General features: G+C 67.4%; 11 protein-coding genes. 3 read left to right on the top strand and 8 right to left on the bottom strand.

The genetic code is table 11. The features are described from left to right. Positions 1–9: 9 nt before the first annotated feature. The 6 genes from QE363_RS18835 to QE363_RS18810 all read right to left on the bottom strand — a co-directional run bounded on the left by QE363_RS18835 (position 10) and on the right by QE363_RS18810 (position 8,464). Positions 10–1,521, bottom strand: a complete 1,512-nt coding sequence (locus QE363_RS18835) for a DUF1800 domain-containing protein (protein ID WP_309697756.1) — start codon at positions 1,519–1,521, stop codon at positions 10–12. Between the two features lie 254 nt (positions 1,522–1,775). After that, positions 1,776–2,870, bottom strand: coding sequence for a phosphatidylinositol-specific phospholipase C1-like protein (locus tag QE363_RS18830; protein WP_309697754.1), 1,095 nt, complete (start codon positions 2,868–2,870; stop codon positions 1,776–1,778). Further along, positions 2,870–5,557 carry a TonB-dependent receptor gene (locus tag QE363_RS18825; protein WP_309697752.1) on the bottom strand — a complete coding sequence of 896 codons (2,688 nt, stop codon included), beginning with the start codon at positions 5,555–5,557 and terminating at the stop codon, positions 2,870–2,872. The genes QE363_RS18830 and QE363_RS18825 overlap by 1 nt, the downstream gene beginning before the upstream one ends. A 167-nt stretch (positions 5,558–5,724) precedes the next feature. Beyond that, entirely contained in the window at positions 5,725–6,495 is a 771-nt protein-coding gene (locus tag QE363_RS18820; protein ID WP_309697750.1) for a Crp/Fnr family transcriptional regulator, read from the bottom strand. Continuing rightward, positions 6,492–6,872: a response regulator gene (locus QE363_RS18815; RefSeq protein WP_307101080.1), complete on the bottom strand. Its 381-nt coding sequence runs from the start codon at positions 6,870–6,872 to the stop codon at positions 6,492–6,494. The genes QE363_RS18820 and QE363_RS18815 overlap by 4 nt, the downstream gene beginning before the upstream one ends. Next, entirely contained in the window at positions 6,869–8,464 is a 1,596-nt protein-coding gene (locus tag QE363_RS18810; RefSeq protein ID WP_309697747.1) for a GAF domain-containing protein, read from the bottom strand. The genes QE363_RS18815 and QE363_RS18810 overlap by 4 nt, the downstream gene beginning before the upstream one ends. A gap of 17 nt (positions 8,465–8,481) precedes the next feature. Here QE363_RS18810 and QE363_RS18805 point away from each other — a divergent pair, with 17 nt between their 5' ends. Then, entirely contained in the window at positions 8,482–11,067 is a 2,586-nt protein-coding gene (locus QE363_RS18805; protein ID WP_309697745.1) for a DUF3772 domain-containing protein, read from the top strand. A 107-nt stretch (positions 11,068–11,174) separates the two neighbouring features. After that, the gene (locus tag QE363_RS18800) at positions 11,175–13,604 is read left to right on the top strand and encodes a TonB-dependent receptor (RefSeq protein ID WP_309697742.1); all 2,430 of its coding nucleotides are present in this window, start codon (positions 11,175–11,177) and stop codon (positions 13,602–13,604) included. A gap of 369 nt (positions 13,605–13,973) precedes the next feature. On the opposite strand, the gene QE363_RS18795 is transcribed toward QE363_RS18800, so the two are convergent. After that, positions 13,974–15,329, bottom strand: coding sequence for a HAMP domain-containing sensor histidine kinase (locus tag QE363_RS18795; protein ID WP_309697741.1), 1,356 nt, complete (start codon positions 15,327–15,329; stop codon positions 13,974–13,976). Next, positions 15,326–16,006: a response regulator transcription factor gene (locus QE363_RS18790; RefSeq protein WP_307101071.1), complete on the bottom strand. Its 681-nt coding sequence runs from the start codon at positions 16,004–16,006 to the stop codon at positions 15,326–15,328. The genes QE363_RS18795 and QE363_RS18790 overlap by 4 nt, the downstream gene beginning before the upstream one ends. Before the next feature lie 218 nt (positions 16,007–16,224). Between QE363_RS18790 and QE363_RS18785 the strand changes: the two genes are divergently transcribed. Continuing rightward, positions 16,225–19,587 (top strand): M10 family metallopeptidase C-terminal domain-containing protein, encoded by a 3,363-nt coding sequence (locus QE363_RS18785; RefSeq protein WP_309697738.1) that lies wholly within the window; start codon positions 16,225–16,227, stop codon positions 19,585–19,587. Positions 19,588–19,607: the final 20 nt, after the last annotated feature.

Below are 19,607 nucleotides of genomic sequence, written 5' to 3'. Positions count from 1 at the left end.
GCCATCCTCCTATCGATGCATGAATTCGGGCGAGGAGAAATAGAGCGCGTTCCATTCGGCGGGCGAGCGCGCCTGCGCCAGCGCGGCCAGGGTCGGCTTGCCCAGCATCGCCATCCGCGCGGTCAGGACGGGCGAATCCTTCAGCGCGGGCGGCGGGGCCGGTGGGGGCGGGGTGGCGGGTGCGGCGTCGGGCGACTGGAACAGCCGCGCCGCGCCGCCGCCGATCTGGCGTGCGATATCGAACCGCGTCGCCATCTGCCCCGGTGCCGACCAGCCCGCGCTGGTCAGGTCATAGCCGTCGGGGGTCTCATGATCGTACAGCCCTTCGCCCATCTGGCGGATCCAGCCGACGACCGGCTGGGGATTGGCGATCACCCGGTCGCCATAGGCCAGCCGGACGGCCGACAGCGTATAGTCGACCGGATCCTTGAACCCCCGGCCCGCCGACGCCGCGAATTCGCGCGACCGGATCATCGTCTTCAGGACGGCGGCAATGTCGCCATGCGTCCGGCGAAAGGTCGCCGCCATCCGCTCGACCAAAGCGGGCGGGGGCGTGTCGCCGGTGAAATAGGTCGCCATCTTCTGCGCGATGTGATGCGCGGTCGCCGGGCTGTCGGCGATCAGGTCGAGCGCCTGCTCCACCTCGGCAAAGCCCGATCCTTTGATCTCATGGCCCAGGAAATGCTTGGTCCCGAAATCGTGGCGGGCCGGGTTGAACTCGAACAGCCCGGCCCGGAGATAGAGCGGCTGGAGCTCGGGCTTCAGCCTGGGGGCATCGGGTTTCTGGTTAACGCCGACCCCGGTCAGGATGCGCGCCAGTTCCTGCACATCGGCCTGGGTATAGCCCGAGCCGACGCCCATGGAGTGCAACTCCATGATCTCGCGCGCGTAATTCTCGTTGATCTTGCCACGCGCATTCTGGTCATTGTCCAGATAGCGCAGCATCGCCGGATGGCGCAGCGTCGCCTCCAGCAGGTCGCGGAACCGGCCCAGCGCATGGGTGCGGATCGTGTCCTCATAATCGCCGACCATCGCCCGAATATCGCGCTTGCCCGCCTGGACGTTGAAATGGTTGAACCAGAACCAGGTCATCCGCTCGCGCAACGGGTCGGGCGCATAGAGGGCGCGCAGCACGAAACGCTGCCGCGCCTCGTCGGCCAGCGCATTCATCGTCTTTTGATAGACCTCGCGCGCGGCCTTTTTGCGGTCGGGATCGGTCAGCAGATTGGCGTCGCGTTGTAGCGCGTCGGTCTCGACGACCAGCGCGGCGACGGGTTCCTTCGAGATACGCATGGCGTCGATCCGCGCCTGCACCGCCGGGGGGAGGGGGGCGGGCCGGTCGTCCAGCTGGTGCCGCAGCCAGGCGACGCTGCCCGGCGCCGGGCCCGTATCGGGCGCGGCCGACGGACCCCAGCCGAGCCGCTCGGCCCAGGCTGCGTCGCGCGCCGGATCGGCGGCATGGGCCGGGATCGCGGTCATCAGGACCGGGGCTATCATCAACAGGCTCGCGGTTCGCGTCATGCACCGCTTCTTCCGTTCCCGCCACACGCCGACGCGGCGCAGGCTTCATCGGAGGGTAAAGTGGCGGATGATGGCTGAACCCCGCCTTGCCCCGAGATGAAAAGGGCGTCAGCGGCCGGCCATCTATCCTCCCCGGCACGGGGAGGGGGACCGGCGAAGCCGGTGGAGGGGGCGCGCCACACGGGACATCCCGTGCGGCAAACCCCCCTCCGTCAGCGCTTTGCGCTGCCACCTCCCCGTGCCGGGGAGGATTTTTACTTCGGCAGCTTGCAGTCCGCCGGCTGCGTCACCGGGTTGCAGCGTTCCATCACGCCGCCCGGCAGGGTCACGGTGAAGCCCTTGCTCCACCCCCGCATCGGCGCGCCGGGATAATAGTCGGTCGACACCGCCTGCGCGCCGCTGTCGATCGCGGCCTGCTGGCGACCATGATCGTTCGACCGCGCCTCGACCGTGTCGGCATCGGTACGGGTGCGGACGATGAAGCCCTGTTTCACCCATTCGCGGATCTTCGCGCCGTCGGTGCGCGGATCGCCGACGATCTCGACCGAAGCCTCGGGCTGGTCGGTGTCGTACCAGCCGAAGATCGCCCGCCCCTTCAGCGAGGGATGCCCGGCGCGATAGCGGTCGGACACGTCGCTGGGGGTGTCGAGCACGAAATAGATCTTGCCGCGTGCCTGCTCCAGCGTCGGCCAGCCCCTGGTAGTCACCGCCTCGCGCAGCGTGGCCGCGTTCCCACGGACATCGTCCGGCGTGATGATCCGGTTCGGCTTGAGCACGTCGCGAATCTCGCCGTCCAGCGCATCGAGCAGCGGCGCGGTCAGCGGGAGGGGATCGGTGACGCCGGGCTTGTTGATCGGCCGGTCGGCGGCGTTGATCGTCACCATGATCGGCAGGTGACGCGGATGCGCGCGCGACCAGGCGTCGATCTGGCCGATGCACTGCTTGAAGGTGCCGCAGGAGCGATAATCGACTTCCGGAATATGGAAGACCTTGAAGCCCGGCTTCATCATCGCAGGCATGTCGAAGCCGGTCCGCTCGCCCGCCGCACGCGCCAGTTTCTCGCCCGCCGGATGCGCGAAGCGACCCCCTTCGGGATCGGCGAAAATGTCGATCTCCAGCTGGCGCACCCCCCGGTCGAGCTGCTGCGCCAGCGTCAGATGGTCATAGTCGAGCGCGGCGGCGAGTTTGGGGTCGCGGCGTTCGAGTTCGGCGAAGACGGCGGGCGCGATCCGCTGCTTGTAGCTGTTGTGCGATCCGACGACCTGGATGTCGTTCATCCGAAGCGGCCGCTGCGGCGCCGGGGCGGCGGCGGTCGCGAGGACCGCCGCCAGGGTGAGGATGCGCTTCATCAGAACTCCGCCCGAATGCCGAACAGGATCGTCCGGCCATAATAGTTGATCTCGCCGAAGCGCAGGCTGTTGTCGTTATAGGTATCCTGATGCGCGCCCGCGATGTTGATGCCCTCCAGGCTGAGCGTCAGATTGTCGGCGGCGCGCACCGAGAGCTGGCCGTCGAGCGAACCGAAGGCCGCGACATAGGTAGGCGCCTGCACCGTGCTGCCCGTGCTCGACAGGTACTTGTCGCGCCAGACATAGGAGAGGCGCGCCGACAGCGGCCCCTTGTCGTAGAAGCCGACCAAGTTGAAGCTGTTCTTCGACAGGCCGATCAACTGGTCCTTGATGGTGCGCGAACCGGCGGTGTAGTCGGCCTTTACCTCGGTATGGGTGTAGGAGCCCTGCACGCCGAAGCCGTCGAAGGGCTGGGGCAGGAAGGTGAAGACCTGGCTGTACGCGGCTTCCGCGCCGTACACCTTGGCATTGCCGCCATTGACCGAGCTGGACAGGCGGACGGTGCCGCGACCCGGAATATTGATCTCGGTATTCGACTGGGTGATGTAATCGTCCATCGCCTTGTAGAAGACCGCGCCCGACAGCATTCCCGACGGTGCGAAATACCATTCCAGCGAGCCGTCGAACTGGGTCGCGAGGAAGGGCACCAGCTGCGGGTTGCCGCCGCTGGCGGTGGCGGCGTCGGTCGACACGGTGATGCGCGGCGCGGTGTCGGTGACGTTGGGACGGGTCAGCACCCGGCTGGCGGCCAGGCGACCGACCAGCTTCGGCGTCAGGTCGGCGCGCAGGTTGAAGCTGGGCAGGACGTTGTTGAACGTCTTGGGATAGCTGACCGGCGTGGCGGTGTTGCCGCTGGTCAGCGTGCCGCTCGCCACCTGGTCGGTGTGGACATAGCGGACGCCCAGATTGCCGGTGACGGGCACCGCGCCCGCATCGAACTGGTAATCGGCGCGGACATAGGCGGCGGCGATCTTTTCCGAGACGACGAAGGACGAGCGCAGGTCGCCATTGGTCAGCGGCTGGCCCTGGATGGCGGGGGTGAAGAAATTGCCGACATAGGCGTCGGTCACCGGCACCAGCCAGTTGCGGAAGGCATTGCCCGACACGCCCGACAGGAAATCGCCGTACGGCAGCTGCTGATACGCTCCCGCGCCCAGGCTGGTCAGCGGCTGGTTGGTCGCGGTGTCGATCAGGTAATCGCGGCGGAAATAGTCGCGCTTGCGCCAGTGATATTCGCCGCCCGCCTGCAGCTTCGACAGGAAGCCGTCGAAATCATGGCCGACATCGAGGCGGGAATAGAAATCCCAGTCCTTGCTGTCCTTGGGCGCGATGTTGAACTGGTACAGCTTGTAATTGGCGGGGTTGGTGACGTCGACCGGCGTGGTGAAGGTCGGCATGTTCTGATAGCCGCCACTGGCGTCATAGCTCAGCGGCGCGATGAAATAGGCGCGGCTGCGCACCGTGCCGGTCTTGTAGTCGGGGTGATAGCTGTGCGCGGCCGACCAGTTGACGTTGGCGGTGACGTGCCAGCGATCGGGGTTCCAAGCCTGCTTCAGCCCGATGGTGATCAGGTCGTGGCGGTTCAGGCTGTATTCGCGCGACGCCATGAAGCGGGCATTGGCGATGGTCGCCTTGGTGATCGTGTCGCCGACGACGGTATAGCCGGGCTGGAGCACGGTCGAGGGCTGCTTCAGGCCGCCGATCGTGACGTTGGCGTCGTCCGGATAGATGTCGAGGCCGAACTCGTCATAGGCGACGTCGAGCCGCGTCGCGACGACGTCGAGCGTCGTCTGAAGCTCGGGCGTGGGCTGCCACTGCGCCGAGACGATACCTGAGATACGCTTGCGATCCTCGATCTCGACGGTGGGGCGGGTGCGGGTCGGCGAATAGAGCCCCGCCGGGGCGCCGCCGCGCGCCGCATCGGTATAGCGGTTGAGCAGCCAGCCAAAATTCATGAAGCGGTCGTTGCGGACCGTCTTGGCCCAATATTGCGCGCCCGCCAGGATGCCGAAGGTGCCGTCGCTGTTCTTCGCGCTGGTCAGCACGGTGACGTTGGGGCGGACCTCCTTGGTCTGGCTGGTATAGGTGCCGCGCATGTTGATGGTCGTCTTGTTACCGACTTCCAGCGGGCGGAAGGTCTTGACGTCGATATTGCCGCCCAGCGCGCCCTCGCTCATGTCGGCGGTCGGGGTCTTCACCACGTCGATGCTGGAGGTGAACTCGGCAGGCAGCATCTCGAAGCGGAACTGGCGACCGGCCGCGCCGCCATTCTCGATCAGGTCGTTGAGCGCGATGGTGCGGCCGTTCATCAGCGTGTTCTGGAACTGCGGCCCCAGGCCACGGACGCTGACATACAGGCCCTCGCCGCGCGGGCGGGTGATGGCGACGCCGGGGACCAGCTGAAGCGCCTCGGCGACATTCTGGGTCGGGAACTTGCCGATATCGGTCGAGCTGATCGAGTCGACGCCGTAGGCGGCGCGGCGCTTGGTCTCGATGCCCGCCGCCAGGCTGCGCGCATAGGTGCCGTTGACGACGATCTCGTCATTCTGACCGGCGGCATCGCCGTCCTGCGCGGCCTGCGGCGCGGCGGCGGTGGTCGCGGCGGTTTCCTGCGCGGCGGCGGTCAGCGGGCCGGTCACGAGGATGAGCGAGGCCGAAGCCTTCAGCAGGCTGCGCAACGTAAGCATGATATGATTCCCCCATCGGCCTTGCTGCCGGTTCGGCGGCGGCGTTAGGAGGCGTGCATGTCAGCTTGACGAAAGGTTGATGACATTCCGGTGAAACGCGGTGAGTGGATCACCAAGCGATCACTTCCCGGTCATTTCGCCGCAGTCCGGCGCAGTGGCGATCCGCCCTATGGCGCCGGCTTCTGGGCGGGATGGGGGGCTCCGCTGACCTGCGGCGAGATCCGGCCGATGGTGCGCGCGGTGCGGTCGGGATCGCGCAGCAGGATGCGGCCCGATTTCCACATCAGCTCGCCGTCGCGCCGCGCCTGCTGGATCATGCGGTTGACATGGACCGGGGTCAGGCCGAGCGCATCGGCCAGCATCTCCTGGGTCAGCGGCATCTCGAAACTGCCGCCCACGGTCAGCCCCGCCAGCGACAGCCGTTCGTAGATTTCGAGGAGGAAGTCGCCGATCCGCTCCTGCGCGTTCAGGCGGCCGAGCTGGACGACATGGCCGAGCAGATAGGCCTCCTCCAGCGCCTCGCCGATGGCATAGGCCTGGGCCAGTCCCGATCCGGGCGGCGCGGCGGGGGCGGGGCAGACCACGCATTCGGTGATCGCGACGACGGTGGCCGAGGCGAGGGGCATGGGATGATGCGCGCGCCCGATCACGTCGCCGGGCAGATAGAAGCTCATGAACTGCCGCCGCCCGTCGGGCAGGATGCGAACCCGCGCCGCCCAGCCCTGGAGCAGCAGCATCGGCTCGGCGACCGGGCGCCCGATCGTCAGGAAGGTGTGGCGGACCGGATAGCTGGTCGGATCGGCGGCAGCGCGGCGGAGCAGCGCCAGATCGGCTTCATCCAGTGGGGTGAGCGCCGACAATCGGCGGAGCGCCGCCGTCGACAGCGTGTCTTCGGCGGTCGGGATCATCGCTTCGGCGCGAAGGGAGGTCGAAGTCATGCGCATCCTTTGTCGGGTATCAGCGCCCCGATCGCGCGAATGACGCGATCGGCGTGGAACGGCTTGGCGACGATCGACGCGGACCGATAGGGGGCGGGGAGCGCCCATTCGTCATAGCCGGTGAGAAAGGCCCAGGGCACGTCGCGCGCCGACAGCCGGTCGGCGATGGCGAAGGCGCGCGATCCGGCCAGGTTGACGTCGAGCACGGCGGCGTCGAGCGCCTCGTTCTCGGCGAGCGCCAGCCCCTGTTCGAGGGTCGCGACCGGGCCGATCACGATTGCATCCGCCGCACGCAACGCCCGCTCCAGGTCGCGGGCGATGAAATATTCGTCCTCGACCACGAGGATCCGTTTCTCGGCGAGTGGCGAATGGCTCATCCCTCGGCGCTCCGGTTCGATAGCCCGGCATCGTCGCCCGGCAAAGGCAGCGACATCACACACAGGACGCCGCCGCCGCGAAATTCCAGACTGGTCCGCGCGCCCAGCCCATAGGGCAGCGCCTCGCGGATCAGCTCGGTCCCGAATCCCTGGCGTACAGGCGGGACCGGCATCGCTGGTACACCTGTTTCATCCCATTTTACAATCAGTTCGCATTTACAATCTGATTTGGGTTCAATTTTCCATGTAATTGACAGCCGCCCGCCCGCATGGCGCAGCGCCCCGTATTTCAGCGCGTTGGTCGTCAATTCGTGAATCGCGAGCCCGATCGACTCGGCGGTATCGGCGGCCAGCGCCACGTCCGGCCCCCCGATCGAGAGCCGCTCGTCCTCGATCGCGCCCACCCCCAGCAGCTCGTCACGGATCAGGTTTTCCAGGTCGACCCGGCCCGACCGCGTCTGCGTCGCCACCACCTGGGTGCGCGCCAGCGAGTCGAGGCGGCCGCGGAAATGGTCCGAAATCTCGTCGATCGGGCCGCCGCTCTCGACCGTGCGGGTGAAGATCGAACGGACGATGGTCAGGATGTTGCGCACCCGGTGCTGCAACTCGGCGACCAGCGTCTCCTGCCGTTCGCGCAGGCGGCGCAGGTCGTCGATATCGGTCGAGGTGCCGAACCATTCGACGACCGCGCCATGATCGTCATGGACCGGGGTCGCGCGCGTCTTGAACCAGCGATAGCGCCCGCTCTGTCCCTGGCGCAGCCGCCCCTCCATCGCCAGGTCGCCGCGATCGCTGGCCTCGGCCCAGAAGCGCCGCGCCGCCTCGCGGTCGTCGGGATGGACCGCGACCAGCCAGCCATGGCCCAGGCTCTCCTCGACCGACAGACCGGTCATCGCGACCCATTGCGGGCTGGCCCAGGTCCATTGCCCGTCGCGCGTCGCGGTCCAGACCAGTTGCGGAATCCCGCCGATCAGGGTCAGCAGCCGCCGCTGGCTGGCGCGCGAGGCAACCTCGGCCCGCTTGCGCAGCAGCGCCTGGACGATGGCGGGGGCCAGTTCCTCGGCGATGGCGCGCTCGCGCTCGGTAAAGCCGGTCGGGTGGTTGCCCAGCGCGAACATCGCGAAGGTCTCGCCGTCGCGGCGCAGCGGCACCCCCAGGAAATTGTGCAGCGCCGGATGCCCGTCGGGCAGGCCGACCCGCGACGGATGGCTGGTCGGGTCGTTCACGATCAGGCTGCGGTCCTGAAGAATGACCTGTCCGAAAATGCCGTGGATCTTCATGCCGTTGGGCAGTTGCCGCTGGCTGAAATCGGGATCGTCGCCGGTATAGGAGCGCCAGCCGCGTTCGCTGATCGCGATATGGTCCAGCCGGTCGTGCGAGGTGCGACGCTCGCCGAAGAAGCTGAACGCCGCGCCGGTCAGGTCCTCGGCCACCTCCAGGCACAGGCGGCCCAGTTCCTCCTCGGTCGAGGCGCGCAGCGCTTCCTGAAGGATGCGGTTGATCCCGGCCAGCACATGCGCGTCACGCGACATCGATCCCGGCGGCGAGGCCGGTGGCCATGCATGTCCGTCGAGAGGGGCCAGATCGGTCATCGTCCAAAAAATCCTGAATGTCCCGAACGATCCCGGCCGGGCTGGGCTCCCCGGTACACACGATTTCGGAGCAAGTGGCAAATGCGGGGAGGGGGAGCTATGACCCGGCGCGTCTGCAACTGCTGGCCCTGTCCATGTCCCGTCCGATGCTGTCCCTTCGCCTCGTCATCCGGCCCGTCGCGATCCTCGCGGCGATGCTGACGATGATCGCCATGCCGGCGCTGGCGGCGCCGGTCGCCGCGCAGGGCGACCCGATGACGGTGGCGACGGCGCGCATCGTCCAGGCCGAACAGGATGTCCGCGCGGTCGACCAGGGGCTCGACGCGCAGCTCGACGACGACGCCCGCCAGGACCTGCGCGACAAGGCGCAGGGCGCACAGGACGCGACGACCCAGGCGGTGAACGCGTTGACCGAGCAGCTGGCGCTGGTCAATGCGCGGATCACCGGGCTGGGCGCGGTGACGCCGGGCGAGGTCGAGGCGCCCGAGCTGCGCGCCCAGCGCAAGAGCCTGAACGCGCTGCGCTCGACCCTGGATGCCGCGATCAAGCGCGGGCGGCTGGCCGGGGTCGAGGCGGGGCAGCTGATCGACGAGATCGACCGCAGCAAGGCCGAACAGTTCAGCCAGAAACTGTCCTCCAAGGTGCCGTCGCCGCTCAGCCCCAGCTTCTGGAAGGTCGTGCTGGACCAGACGCCGCGCGACCTGCGCCGGGTCGCGCTGTTCCTGCAACAGGGGCATGAACAGATTGCGCGCCAGTGGCGCGGCGGCATCCCTTGGCATGCGATGCTGGGCTTCGCGCTCGCCGTCATCCTGCTCGGCCCCGTTCGGCTGGGCGCCCACCGGCTGGCGCAGCGGCGGCTGATCGCGGAGGCCCCGCCCAGCCGGGTGCGGCGTTCGGCCAACACCTTCTGGCGGGTCGCGGTGGGGACGCTGTGCCCGCTGATGGCGGCATTCGTGTTCGTGCAGGGGCTGCGCTGGTCGGGGCTGTTGCCGGAACGCTGGACCGGGCTGCTCGACGGGTTCGTCTTCGCCTCGGGCGTGGCGGGGTTCACCGCGGCGGTGACGGGGGCGATCCTGATGCGCAGCCAGCCGTCCTGGCGGATCGCGCCGATCGACGACGAGACCGCCAACCGCCTGCGTCCGCTGTCCTGGTTGCTGACGCTGATGACCTTCACCACCGCGATGGTCGCGTCGTTCGAGGGCGCGATCGGCAGCAGCCGCAGCGCGGTGATCGCGACCCAGGCGGTCGAGGCGCTGCTCCACCTGATGCTGATCGCGGCGACGCTGGTGGTGCTGGGACGGCTGCGCGCCGCGCGTGCCGAACGCGAGGACAGCACCAGCGCCGGGGTCAGCGCGGGGCTCAGCGTCGTCACGCTGCTCGCCTGGATCGCGGTGGCGGTCGCCGGGCTGGCGCTGGCCATCGGCTATATCTGGTTCAGCTGGTTCGTCGCGGTGATGATCGGCTGGACGGTGCTGCTCGGCTCGGCCTTGTACCTGATGCTGGTCGCCGCCGACGACATCGCCACCAGCGTGTTCGTGCGCGACAGCAAGGTCGGCGTCACCCTGACCCGTGCGCTGGGCGTGCGCGGCAGCATGGTCGACCAGTTCGGCCTGGCCCTGTCAGGCATCCTGCGGCTGGTGCTGGTGCTGGTCGCGCTGGGCGTGCTGCTGCGGCCGTTCGGGGCGAGCGGCGATCCGGGGGCGATCTTCGACCAGCTGGCGCTGTTCACCGACGGGATCAAGGTCGGCAATGTCTGGATCTCGCCGGGGGCGATCCTGCGCGGGCTGGCGGTGCTGTTCATCGGGCTGGGGCTGGTGCGCGTCTTCATGCGTTGGCTGGAGCATCGTTACCTGCCCGCGACCGACCTCGACGGATCGGGGCGCAATTCGGTCAGCCTGGTCGCGCGCTATATCGGCATCGCGCTGGCGGTGATCTGGGCGCTGGCGTCGCTGGGCATCGGGGTGGAGCGGATCGCGCTGCTGCTGTCCGCGCTGTCGGTCGGCATCGGTTTCGGCCTTCAGGCGATCACCCAGAATTTCGTCTCGGGCCTGATCCTGCTCGCCGAGCGGCCGATCAAGATCGGCGACCTGATCCGCGTCGGCACCGACGAGGGCGACGTCAAGCGGATCAGCGTGCGGTCGACCGAGATCGAGCTGGCCGACCATTCCACCCTGATCGTCCCCAATTCCGAGCTGATCACCAAGTCGGTGCTCAACAAGACGCTGGCCGGGCCGCTGGGGCGGATCCAGATCCAGTTCTCGGTCCCGATCGAGGAGGATGCGGATGCGGTCCGCGCCATCGTGCTCGACTGTTTCGCGGCCGAGGCGGCGGTGCTGGCCGACCCGGCGCCCAAGGCCTTTATCGATTCGATCGTCGACGGACGCATCCATTTCAACTGCTTCGCCCATGTCGACAGTCCGCGTGCGGCCTATGGCACGCGCAGCGCGGTGCTCTTCGCGCTGCTGGCGGCGCTCCGGGCTCGGGGGATCGAGATCGGCACCCTGCCGCAGAAGATGGAACTGGTCCGCCATGGCGGAACGGCGGCCCCGCCCGCCCCGCCCACGCCGTCACGGCCCGGTCCAGATGAAGCGAAAATGAATTGAGGAAGTATGGGCTGGTCATGAAAAGGTAACACCAGCTTCGCGGAGCATCCCTATCCGCGCGGCCAGCGACGACCGGAAGGTCGGTCGGGGGATAGGGATAAGATAGCATGAAGACCGATTTCATTCGCGCGACGCTGCTGGGCGGCACCGCGTTCCTGGCGATGGCGGCCGCACCCGCCTTTGCCGCCGACACCAAGCCCGCCGATCCGGCGCCCGCGGCCAAGCCCGCCGATCCCGCCCCCGCGGCGGCGGCTGATCCGGCGGACGAGCCGGGCCAGCTGAAGGAAATCGTGGTCACCGCCACCAAGCGCGAGACCAGCCTCCAGAAGACGCCGATCGCGATCTCGGTCCTCGACCCGACCGTCCTGAAGGACCGTCACGTCCAGAGCCTGCTCGACCTGGCCGACGGCACCGTGCCTTCGCTCCGCGTCGCCACCTTCGAGGCGCGCCAGTCGGCGCTGACCGTCGGCATCCGTGGCATCGTGCCCTTCGACCAGAACCAGACCGCGCGCGACACCGGCGTCGGCGTCTATATCGACGGCGTGTATCTGGGCCGTTCGCAGGGCCTGAACGCCGCGCTGTTCGACATCGAGCGCGTCGAGGTGCTGCGCGGGCCGCAGGGCACGCTGTTCGGCCGCAACACCGAGGGCGGCGCGCTGTCGATCGTCACCGCCAAGCCGACCGGCAAGTTCGGCGGCGCGGTGACCGCCGGCATCGGCAATTACGGCGCCTATAACAGCGCGGTGCACCTGAACCTGCCCGAGTGGCACAACATCTCGATCAAGCTGGACGGCGTGCTCCAGCACCAGAACGCGTTCGTGACCAACCCGCTGCCCGGCGCCGCCGGCTGGGGCTATTTCAACCGCGTCGGCGGTCATGCCGCCGCGCTGTGGAAGCCGGTCGACGGCTTCTCGGTCGAGCTGTCCTATGACCAGGCCAAGGACCAGAACACGCCCTTCTACAGCCAGCTGGTCAACTACAACCCCAAGGGCCTGCCGGTCGCGACGATCGCGCAGATCAACGCCAATGGCGGCAAGCTACCCTCGGGCACCATCGCGCCGCTGTCGCCGCTGGTCGTCGTGTCGGGCGACAACCGCATGAAGGCCGCCGATATCGGCGTGCCGCAGGCGCTGAGCACCGACCGCACGCACGGCTTCTCGGCCAAGCTGAACTATGACGTCATGCCGGGGCTGGAGCTGCGCTCGATCACCGCATGGCGCGGCGTCGACACCGATCAGTGGGACAATTCGGGCGGCGCGCACCGCACCGTCTTCCTGCCGAACGGCAAGTTCAGCCGCTACAGCCTGTCGTTCATGCAGCAGCACCAGTTCAGCCAGGAATTCCAGGCGGTGGGCAGCCTGCCGCAGTTCGATTACGTCGCGGGCCTCTATTACTTCACCGAGAATGCGCGTGAAGTCGCCGCGACCCCGTCGACCAACCAGTGGAATGCCGACGGCTCGGGCTACACCATCCTGTCGCAGACCGCGCTGGGCACCATCACCTCGGGCAACCAGGGCTGGGCGCCGGGTTCGTTCTTCCTCCAGCGTGGCAGCTTCGCGCGCGCCTATAGCTATGCCGCCTTCGCGCAGGGCACCTATACCCCGGCGGGCTTCGATGCGTTCCACCTGACGGTCGGCGGTCGCTACACCCACGACAAGCGCAACGGCACGCTGTATCTGGTGCAGGGCAAGTCGACCAACTTCCCCTTCACCTTCGACAACAACCGGTTCGATCCGATGGTGACGGCGGCGTTCGACGCCAGCGACACGATCCATCTCTATGCCAAATACTCGACCGGCTACCGCGCGGGCGGCGCGAATGCGCGTTCGCAGACCTTCACCGCCTTCGGTCCCGAAGCCGTGAAGTCCTATGAGATCGGGTCGAAGATGGACCTGTTCCAGCACCGCGTCCGCCTGAACCTGGCCGGTTACATCATGGACCGCACGGGCACGCAGATCGACTTCGACAATGTCGACACCAACCCGTCGAGCCCGACCTACAATCTGCACACCGAGGAGACTCGCAACGCGCCGGGCACCTCCAAGATTCGCGGGATCGAGGCGGACCTGACCACCAACCCGGTCGAGGGCATGACGCTCGGCGCGTCCTATGCGTACACCTACACCAAGGTACCGGCGACGCCGAACCCGTTCCTGAACAATGCGCTGACCCAAGTCTTCGTGGTGTTCACGCCGCGCAACGCCGCCTCGGCCTATGTCGATTACGAGGTGCCGCTGGCGGGTTCGGAGGCCAAGGTCCGCTTCCACCTGGACGGCAACTATGCCGACCCGGTCTACAGCTTCCAGAACGAGACGACGCGCACCGACAAGAGCTTCGTCATGAACGGCCGCATCGCGCTGGCCGATCTGCCGCTGACCGAGAACGGCACCAAGATGACCGTGTCGCTGTGGAGCCGCAACCTCCTCAACAACACCTATATCTATCGCCGTTCGGCCGCGAATGCGGCGACGCTGGGCGACTATGCCAACTTCAACCCGCCGCGCACCATCGGCCTGGAGGGCACGGTTCGCTTCTGATCCGTTCGATACCCTTACCCTCGACTATGGGGCCGTCCTTCGGGGCGGCCCTTTTTTTGGAAGTACGGCAAGGCCGATCGACATTCAGCGACACCTTTCCTTCCCTCGCCCCTCGCAGAGGGGAGAGGGTTGCGCAGACTTGGCCTTTGCGAGAGCAAAGGCTTAGTCGGAGCTGGGTGAGGGGTGGGCGCTCGCCAAGCGAGCGCGCGAGCCTTTGGGCTCGCTCAACCCCTCACCCAAGCTGCGCTAGCCAGCAGGCTGGCAAGCTTCGCTAACCCTCTCCCCTGTCCAGGGGAGAGGGGAAGAAGAGGCAATCTCGAATGTCGATCCGCCCTAGCGGCGTCGGCCCGCGAGTTTCCAGGCGGCCCCTCAGCCGATGGGCAACCACATCGACACGACCAGCCCAGGCTCCGCATCGCCCAACTCCAGCCGCCCGCGATGCAGCCGCGCAATGGCATCGACCAGCGGCAGGCCCAGGCCATGACCCGCCTGCGTCCGCGAACCGTCCAGCCGCCCGAACCGCCGCAGCGCCAGCGCCCGGTCCTCGGGGCGGATGCCGGGGCCGTCATCGGCGATGCGCAGCACCGGGCCGGGGTCCAGCCGGACGCGGATCGTGCCATGGGGTGCGCCATATTTGATCGCATTGCCGATCAGGTTGACCATCGCCTGGATCAGCAGCTGCCGGTCGCCGACGAAGCCCGCCGGGCGCGCGGCGATCTCGACCGTCAGCCTGTGCCCGGCTTCTTCGGCGACCGGGATCATCATCGTCGCGCTATCCTCGACCAGCGCGGCCAGGTCGATCGCGGCGAAGCCCGCCTGGCGGTGCCCCGCCTCGATCTCGGCGATGCGCAGCAGCGCGGCGAACATGGCGAGCAGCGCGTCGCATTGCGCCAGCGCGGCGGTCGCCCGCCCGGCCTGGACGGGGTCGGCGGCGTCCTCGACCATCTCCGCCAGTTGCGCGCGCAGCCGCGACAACGGGGTGCGCAGGTCGTGGGCGATGTCGTTGGACACGCCGCGCAACCCCTCCATCAGCTCGCCGATCCGGTCGAGCATCCGGTTGAAGGCGTCGGCCTGCCGGTCGAACTCGTCCGCCGATCCGGTCACCGGGACGCGGTGGCGGACATTCCCTGCGATGATCGCATCGACGGTGCGGCGCAGATCGCGGATCCGCCGCCCGACCAGCAGCGAAAAGGCCAGCCCCCCGCCCAGCACGATCAGCACGATCGAGCCGAACCCGACCAGATAGATGCGCGTCCGCGTCGCGCGATAGCTGTCGAACGGCTCGGTCTCGACCGCCACGACCAGGCGGCGTCCGTCGCCCGCATCGCGGACCAGCGCGCGGCCATGCGACAGCCCGGCGATGCCGTCATGCTGGCGCAGGTTGGACCGCCCGATCGGCAGCGCGCGGCTGAGCGTGATGTTGCCGCCCAGCATATGGCCGTCGGGGGCGATCAGCGACAGGCCGATATCGCCCGTATCCCGCTGCCGCGACAGGGCGGCGATGCGCGCCAGCAATATGGGGGTGGGGATCACCCCTTCGCCCGGATCGCGCTCCAGCACCAGATCGCCCGCGATGTCGATCCGGCGGTCGACCAGTTCCGCCACCGCGACCCGGCTGGCCGCGAAGATCGACACGCCGGTGCCCAGCGTCGCGACCAGGAACAGCAGCAGGACGCCGATGGTCAGCCCACGCAGCGACAGCCGCCGGATCGCGCGTTCGATCATGGCCGCATCGAATAGCCGATCCCGCGCACCGTCTCGATCGGGTCGCTGCCGCCCTGTTCGGTCAGCTTGATGCGCAGGCGGCGGATATAGACGTCGACGATGTTCGTCTCCGGCTCGAAATCATAGCCCCAGACCCGCTCGATCAGCATCGCGCGGGTCAGCACCTCGCCCGCATGGCGCGCCAGTTCGGCCAGCAGCTTCAGCTCCAGATTGGCCAGCGTCACCGGCTGTCCGCCGCGCCAGGCGCGAAAGCTGGTCGGGCTGACCACGATGTCCCCGGCGCGGATCGTGTCGCTTTCGCTCGTCGTCCAGCGACGGCCGCGCAGCACCGCGCCCAGCCGGGCGTTCAGCTCCTGCGCATCGACCGGCTTGACGACATAATCGTCCGCGCCGGCCTCCAGCCCCTCGACCTTGTCCGAGGCCATCGACAAGGCGGTCAGCATGATGACCGGCACGGTGATCCCGCGCGCGCGCATCGTCTCCACCACCGACAGCCCGTCGAGCCGGGGCATCATCCGGTCGAGGATCACCGCGTCATATTGTTCGCGGTCGAGCGCGGCGAGCGCCTGTCGCCCGTCGCCGACATGCTCGACCCGGTGATCCAGCGCATGCAGCGCCCGGACCAGATGGTCCGCATATTCGACATCGTCCTCGACGAGGAGCAGGTGCAGGCTCATTCGAGTCTTTCCAAAAACCAGACGGGCTTTTGCCCTATCGAGCAAAATTGTGCTGGCAAGATCGTCCCGTCCGTATCGCTGTGGAACAGGCGGGACAAAGGCGATGCGGACTCCGTCATATCGCCGCGCGTCCCCCGCGCGTACGAGCCGGACTAACACAGGCGAACCATGCCCGCCGGACGGGGCGTCATGGGGCCGCGGGGGACAACGGGGAAATCATGGCGACGACACCGATCAACGTGGATGGCGACCTGTCCGACTGGAACGCGGCCGACCGCATCGATACCGGGCTGGGCGAGGGCTATTCCATCTATGCCAGGAGCGACGGCAGCGACTTCGTATTCGCGATGACCGCGCCGATGGCGATCGGGGCCAACACCACCGCGTGGCTGAACACCGATCGCAACGCCGCGACCGGATATCAGGTGTTCGGCTTTGCGGGCGGCGCCGAATATAACGTCAACTTCAACGCCGACGGCACCGTCTCGCTCTATCAGGGCGGGGCGGGCGAGACGCTGGTGATGGCGGGGTTGCAGGCGGCGTGGTCGGCGGACCGCAAGACGGTCGAGTTCCGCGTGCCCAAGGCCGCGATCGGCGATCCGCAGGCGATCGACACGCTCTATGACGTGAACGACCAGGTCTTCCTGCCCGGCAATTATTCGGCCAAGCCCTTCACCGTCTTCAACGACACCGGCATCGTCGCCGACCCCTCGCACCGCATCGCCATCGTCTGGTCCGAGACGACCGCCAACGCCTATTTCAGCAAGACCGCCTATTCGCAGCTGTTCATGGCCGCGCAGAGCCAGGCGATGCAGGCGGGCACCCCCTTCGACATCATCACCGAAGACGACCTGACCAACCTGTCGACGCTGGCCAAGTACGACTCGATCGTCTTCCCGTCCTTCCGCAACGTCCAGGCGGACAAGGTGGACGCCATCGCCCACACGCTGGAACAGGCGACCAGGCAGTTCGGCATCGGCCTGATCGCGGCGGGCGAGTTCATGACCAATGCGGCGGACGGAAGCGCGCTGGCGGGTGACAGCTATGCGCGGATGAAGCTGTTGTTCGACGCGACCCGCGTGACCGGCGGCTGGCCCGCCGACGTGACGATCAAGGCGGCCGACGCGAACCACAGCGTCCTCGACGGCTATGCCACCGGCGAGACGATCCGCGACTATAAGGGCGTCGGCTGGAACGCCTTCACCAGCGTCAGCGGCACCGGCGAGACGATCGCGACCCAGACCGTGAACGGCCAGGACTATGCCGCCGCCATCGCGACCAGGACCGGCGGCCGCAACGTCATCTTCTCGACCGAAGCGGCGATGGCCGACGACAATCTGCTGCAAAAGGCGATCAGCTATTCGGTGAACGGCTCGGCCAGCACCGGCGGGCTGAAGGTCGGGCTCCAGATGACCCGCGACGCCGGGCTGTTCGCGGCCCGTGTCGACATGGACCAAAGCCAATATTCGGACGAGGTGAAGCCCGAGGACGGATCGGCCGGCATCTATACCAAGCTGCTGCCCATCCTCGACCAGTGGAAGTCGCTCTATAATTTCGTCGGCAGCTATTACGTCAATATCGGCAACGACCCGGCGCAGCAGCGTTCGACCGACTGGTCGGTCTCCGCGCCGATCTATGCCAGGATGATGGCGGCGGGCAACGAGATCGGGCTGCACAGCTATACCCATCCCGAGGACACCAATGTCCTGACCGCCGAACAGATCGCCTATGAGTTCGGGGCCGAGCGCGCCGAGCTGGAAAAGCAGATGAGCGCCTATCTGGGCCGCCAGGTCTCGCTGGGCGGCGCGGCGGTGCCCGGCGCGCCCGAGACGATCGCGACCAGCCAGGAGATCATGAAGCATGTCTCCTATCTGTCGGGCGGCTATACCGGCGTGGGCGCGGGCTATCCCAACGCCTTTGGCTATCAGACGCCGGGCAATGCGGCGGATGGCAAGGTCTATCTGGCGCCGAACACCATGTTCGACTTCTCGCTGATCGAATTCCAGAAGAAGACGGTCGCCGAGGCGGAGGCGGAGTGGGCCAGGGAGCTGGCCTCGCTGACCTCGCATGCCGATGCGCCCGTCATCGTGTGGCCGTGGCATGATTACGGCCCCGCCATGTGGACCGGCGATGCCGCGCAGGCGAGCCCCTATGTCACCTCGATGTTCACCAACTTCATCGCCAAGGCGGCCGCCGCCGGGGTCGAGTTCGTGACGCTGGCCGATCTGGCGAGCCGCATCTCGGCCTTCCACAAGGCGTCGATCACGACCAGCGTGTCGGGCGACACGATCACCGCCAACGTCTCCTCGACCGAGGGGCTGGGCACCTTCGCGCTCGACGTCGACGGGCAGAAGGCGGGGCAGGTCATCAAGGGCGTGGCGGGCTGGTACGCCTATGACGCCGACAAGGTGTTCCTGCCCAAGTCGGGCGGCACCTATACCATCACCATGGGCCAGGCGGCGGACGATGTGACCCACATCACCGACCTGCCGATGCGCGCCTCGCTGATCTCGCTGAGCGGCGACGGGCACGACCTGAGCTTCTCGGTCGAGGGCGAGGGCAAGGTCGTAATCGACCTGAAGGCGCCGGGCACCGACTGGACCACGGTCAATGGCGCGACCGTGACCAGCCTGGTCGGCGAGATCCTGACCCTCGATATCGGGTCGATCGGCCAGCATGACGTGACCATCGGCCATGTCGCCAATAGCGGCCCGACCATCACCGCGTTCGGCGGCGCCGATACGGCCAGGCTGTCGATCGCCGAGAACGGCACCGCGGTCGCGACGATCACCGCGACCGATGCCGACATCCCGCTGGGCGACAGCGTGCATTATGCCATCGCGCAGGGCGGCGACGGCGCGGCCTTCACCATCGACGCGACGACCGGCGTGCTGAAGTTCGTGAACGCGCCGGATTACGAGAATCCGACCGATGCGAACCACGACAATGTCTATGACGTCACCGTGCTGGCGATCGATTCGAAGGGCGCGGTCGACACCCAGACGCTGTCGGTCGGCGTTACCGACGTGGTGGGCATCACCAGGACGGGCACGATCTTCAACGACACGATCAACGGCACGGGCGAACAGGACGTGCTGGACGGCGGCTGGGGCAATGACGTGCTCAACGGGCTGGGCGGGAACGACAAGCTGGTCGGCGGGCTGGGCAATGACAGGCTCAACGGCGGCGATGGCGACGACCTGCTGATCGGCGGCTGGGGCAAGGACGTCCTGACCGGCGGTGCGGGCAAGGACGTGTTCCGCTTCGAATCGATGATGGACAGCCTGGCCTTGTCACAGCGCGACGTCATCACCGATTTTCGTTCGGGCGAGGACAAGATCGACCTGTCGGCGATCGATGCCAACACCTCGCTGTTCGCCAGGGGGGATCAGGCCTTCACCCTGCTGACCACGCCGGGGGCCAGGTTCACCGGCGCGGCCCAGCTTCGCTTCAGCTACCAGATGATCGACGGCAAGGAATATACCATCGTCGAGGGCAATACCGACGCGCTCGCGCTGGCCGATTTCTCGATCGCGCTGCTTGGCCATCACAGCCTGACCGCGAACGACTTTTATTTATAATTGAAGACTAAAGCCGCCAT

Origin of the sequence: Sphingomonas sp. SORGH_AS_0870 (genome assembly GCF_031453175.1) — a bacterium.
Lineage (GTDB): Bacteria > Pseudomonadota > Alphaproteobacteria > Sphingomonadales > Sphingomonadaceae > Sphingomonas.
This window is presented reverse-complemented; position numbering and strand designations above follow the sequence as displayed.

Bases quoted from the DNA above. Each gene is read 5' to 3' on its own strand.
- QE363_RS18800 (WP_309697742.1), top strand. From the start codon at position 11,175: ATGAAGACCGATTTCATTCGCGCGACGCTGCTGGGCGGCACCGCGTTC.
- QE363_RS18785 (WP_309697738.1), top strand. From the start codon at position 16,225: ATGGCGACGACACCGATCAACGTGGATGGCGACCTGTCCGACTGGAAC.
- QE363_RS18835 (WP_309697756.1), bottom strand. From the start codon at position 1,521: ATGACGCGAACCGCGAGCCTGTTGATGATAGCCCCGGTCCTGATGACC.
- QE363_RS18795 (WP_309697741.1), bottom strand. From the start codon at position 15,329: ATGATCGAACGCGCGATCCGGCGGCTGTCGCTGCGTGGGCTGACCATC.
- QE363_RS18830 (WP_309697754.1), bottom strand. From the start codon at position 2,870: ATGAAGCGCATCCTCACCCTGGCGGCGGTCCTCGCGACCGCCGCCGCC.
- QE363_RS18815 (WP_307101080.1), bottom strand. From the start codon at position 6,872: ATGAGCCATTCGCCACTCGCCGAGAAACGGATCCTCGTGGTCGAGGAC.
- QE363_RS18790 (WP_307101071.1), bottom strand. From the start codon at position 16,006: ATGAGCCTGCACCTGCTCCTCGTCGAGGACGATGTCGAATATGCGGAC.
- QE363_RS18810 (WP_309697747.1), bottom strand. From the start codon at position 8,464: ATGACCGATCTGGCCCCTCTCGACGGACATGCATGGCCACCGGCCTCG.
- QE363_RS18805 (WP_309697745.1), top strand. From the start codon at position 8,482: ATGTCCCGAACGATCCCGGCCGGGCTGGGCTCCCCGGTACACACGATT.
- QE363_RS18820 (WP_309697750.1), bottom strand. From the start codon at position 6,495: ATGACTTCGACCTCCCTTCGCGCCGAAGCGATGATCCCGACCGCCGAA.
- QE363_RS18825 (WP_309697752.1), bottom strand. From the start codon at position 5,557: ATGCTTACGTTGCGCAGCCTGCTGAAGGCTTCGGCCTCGCTCATCCTC.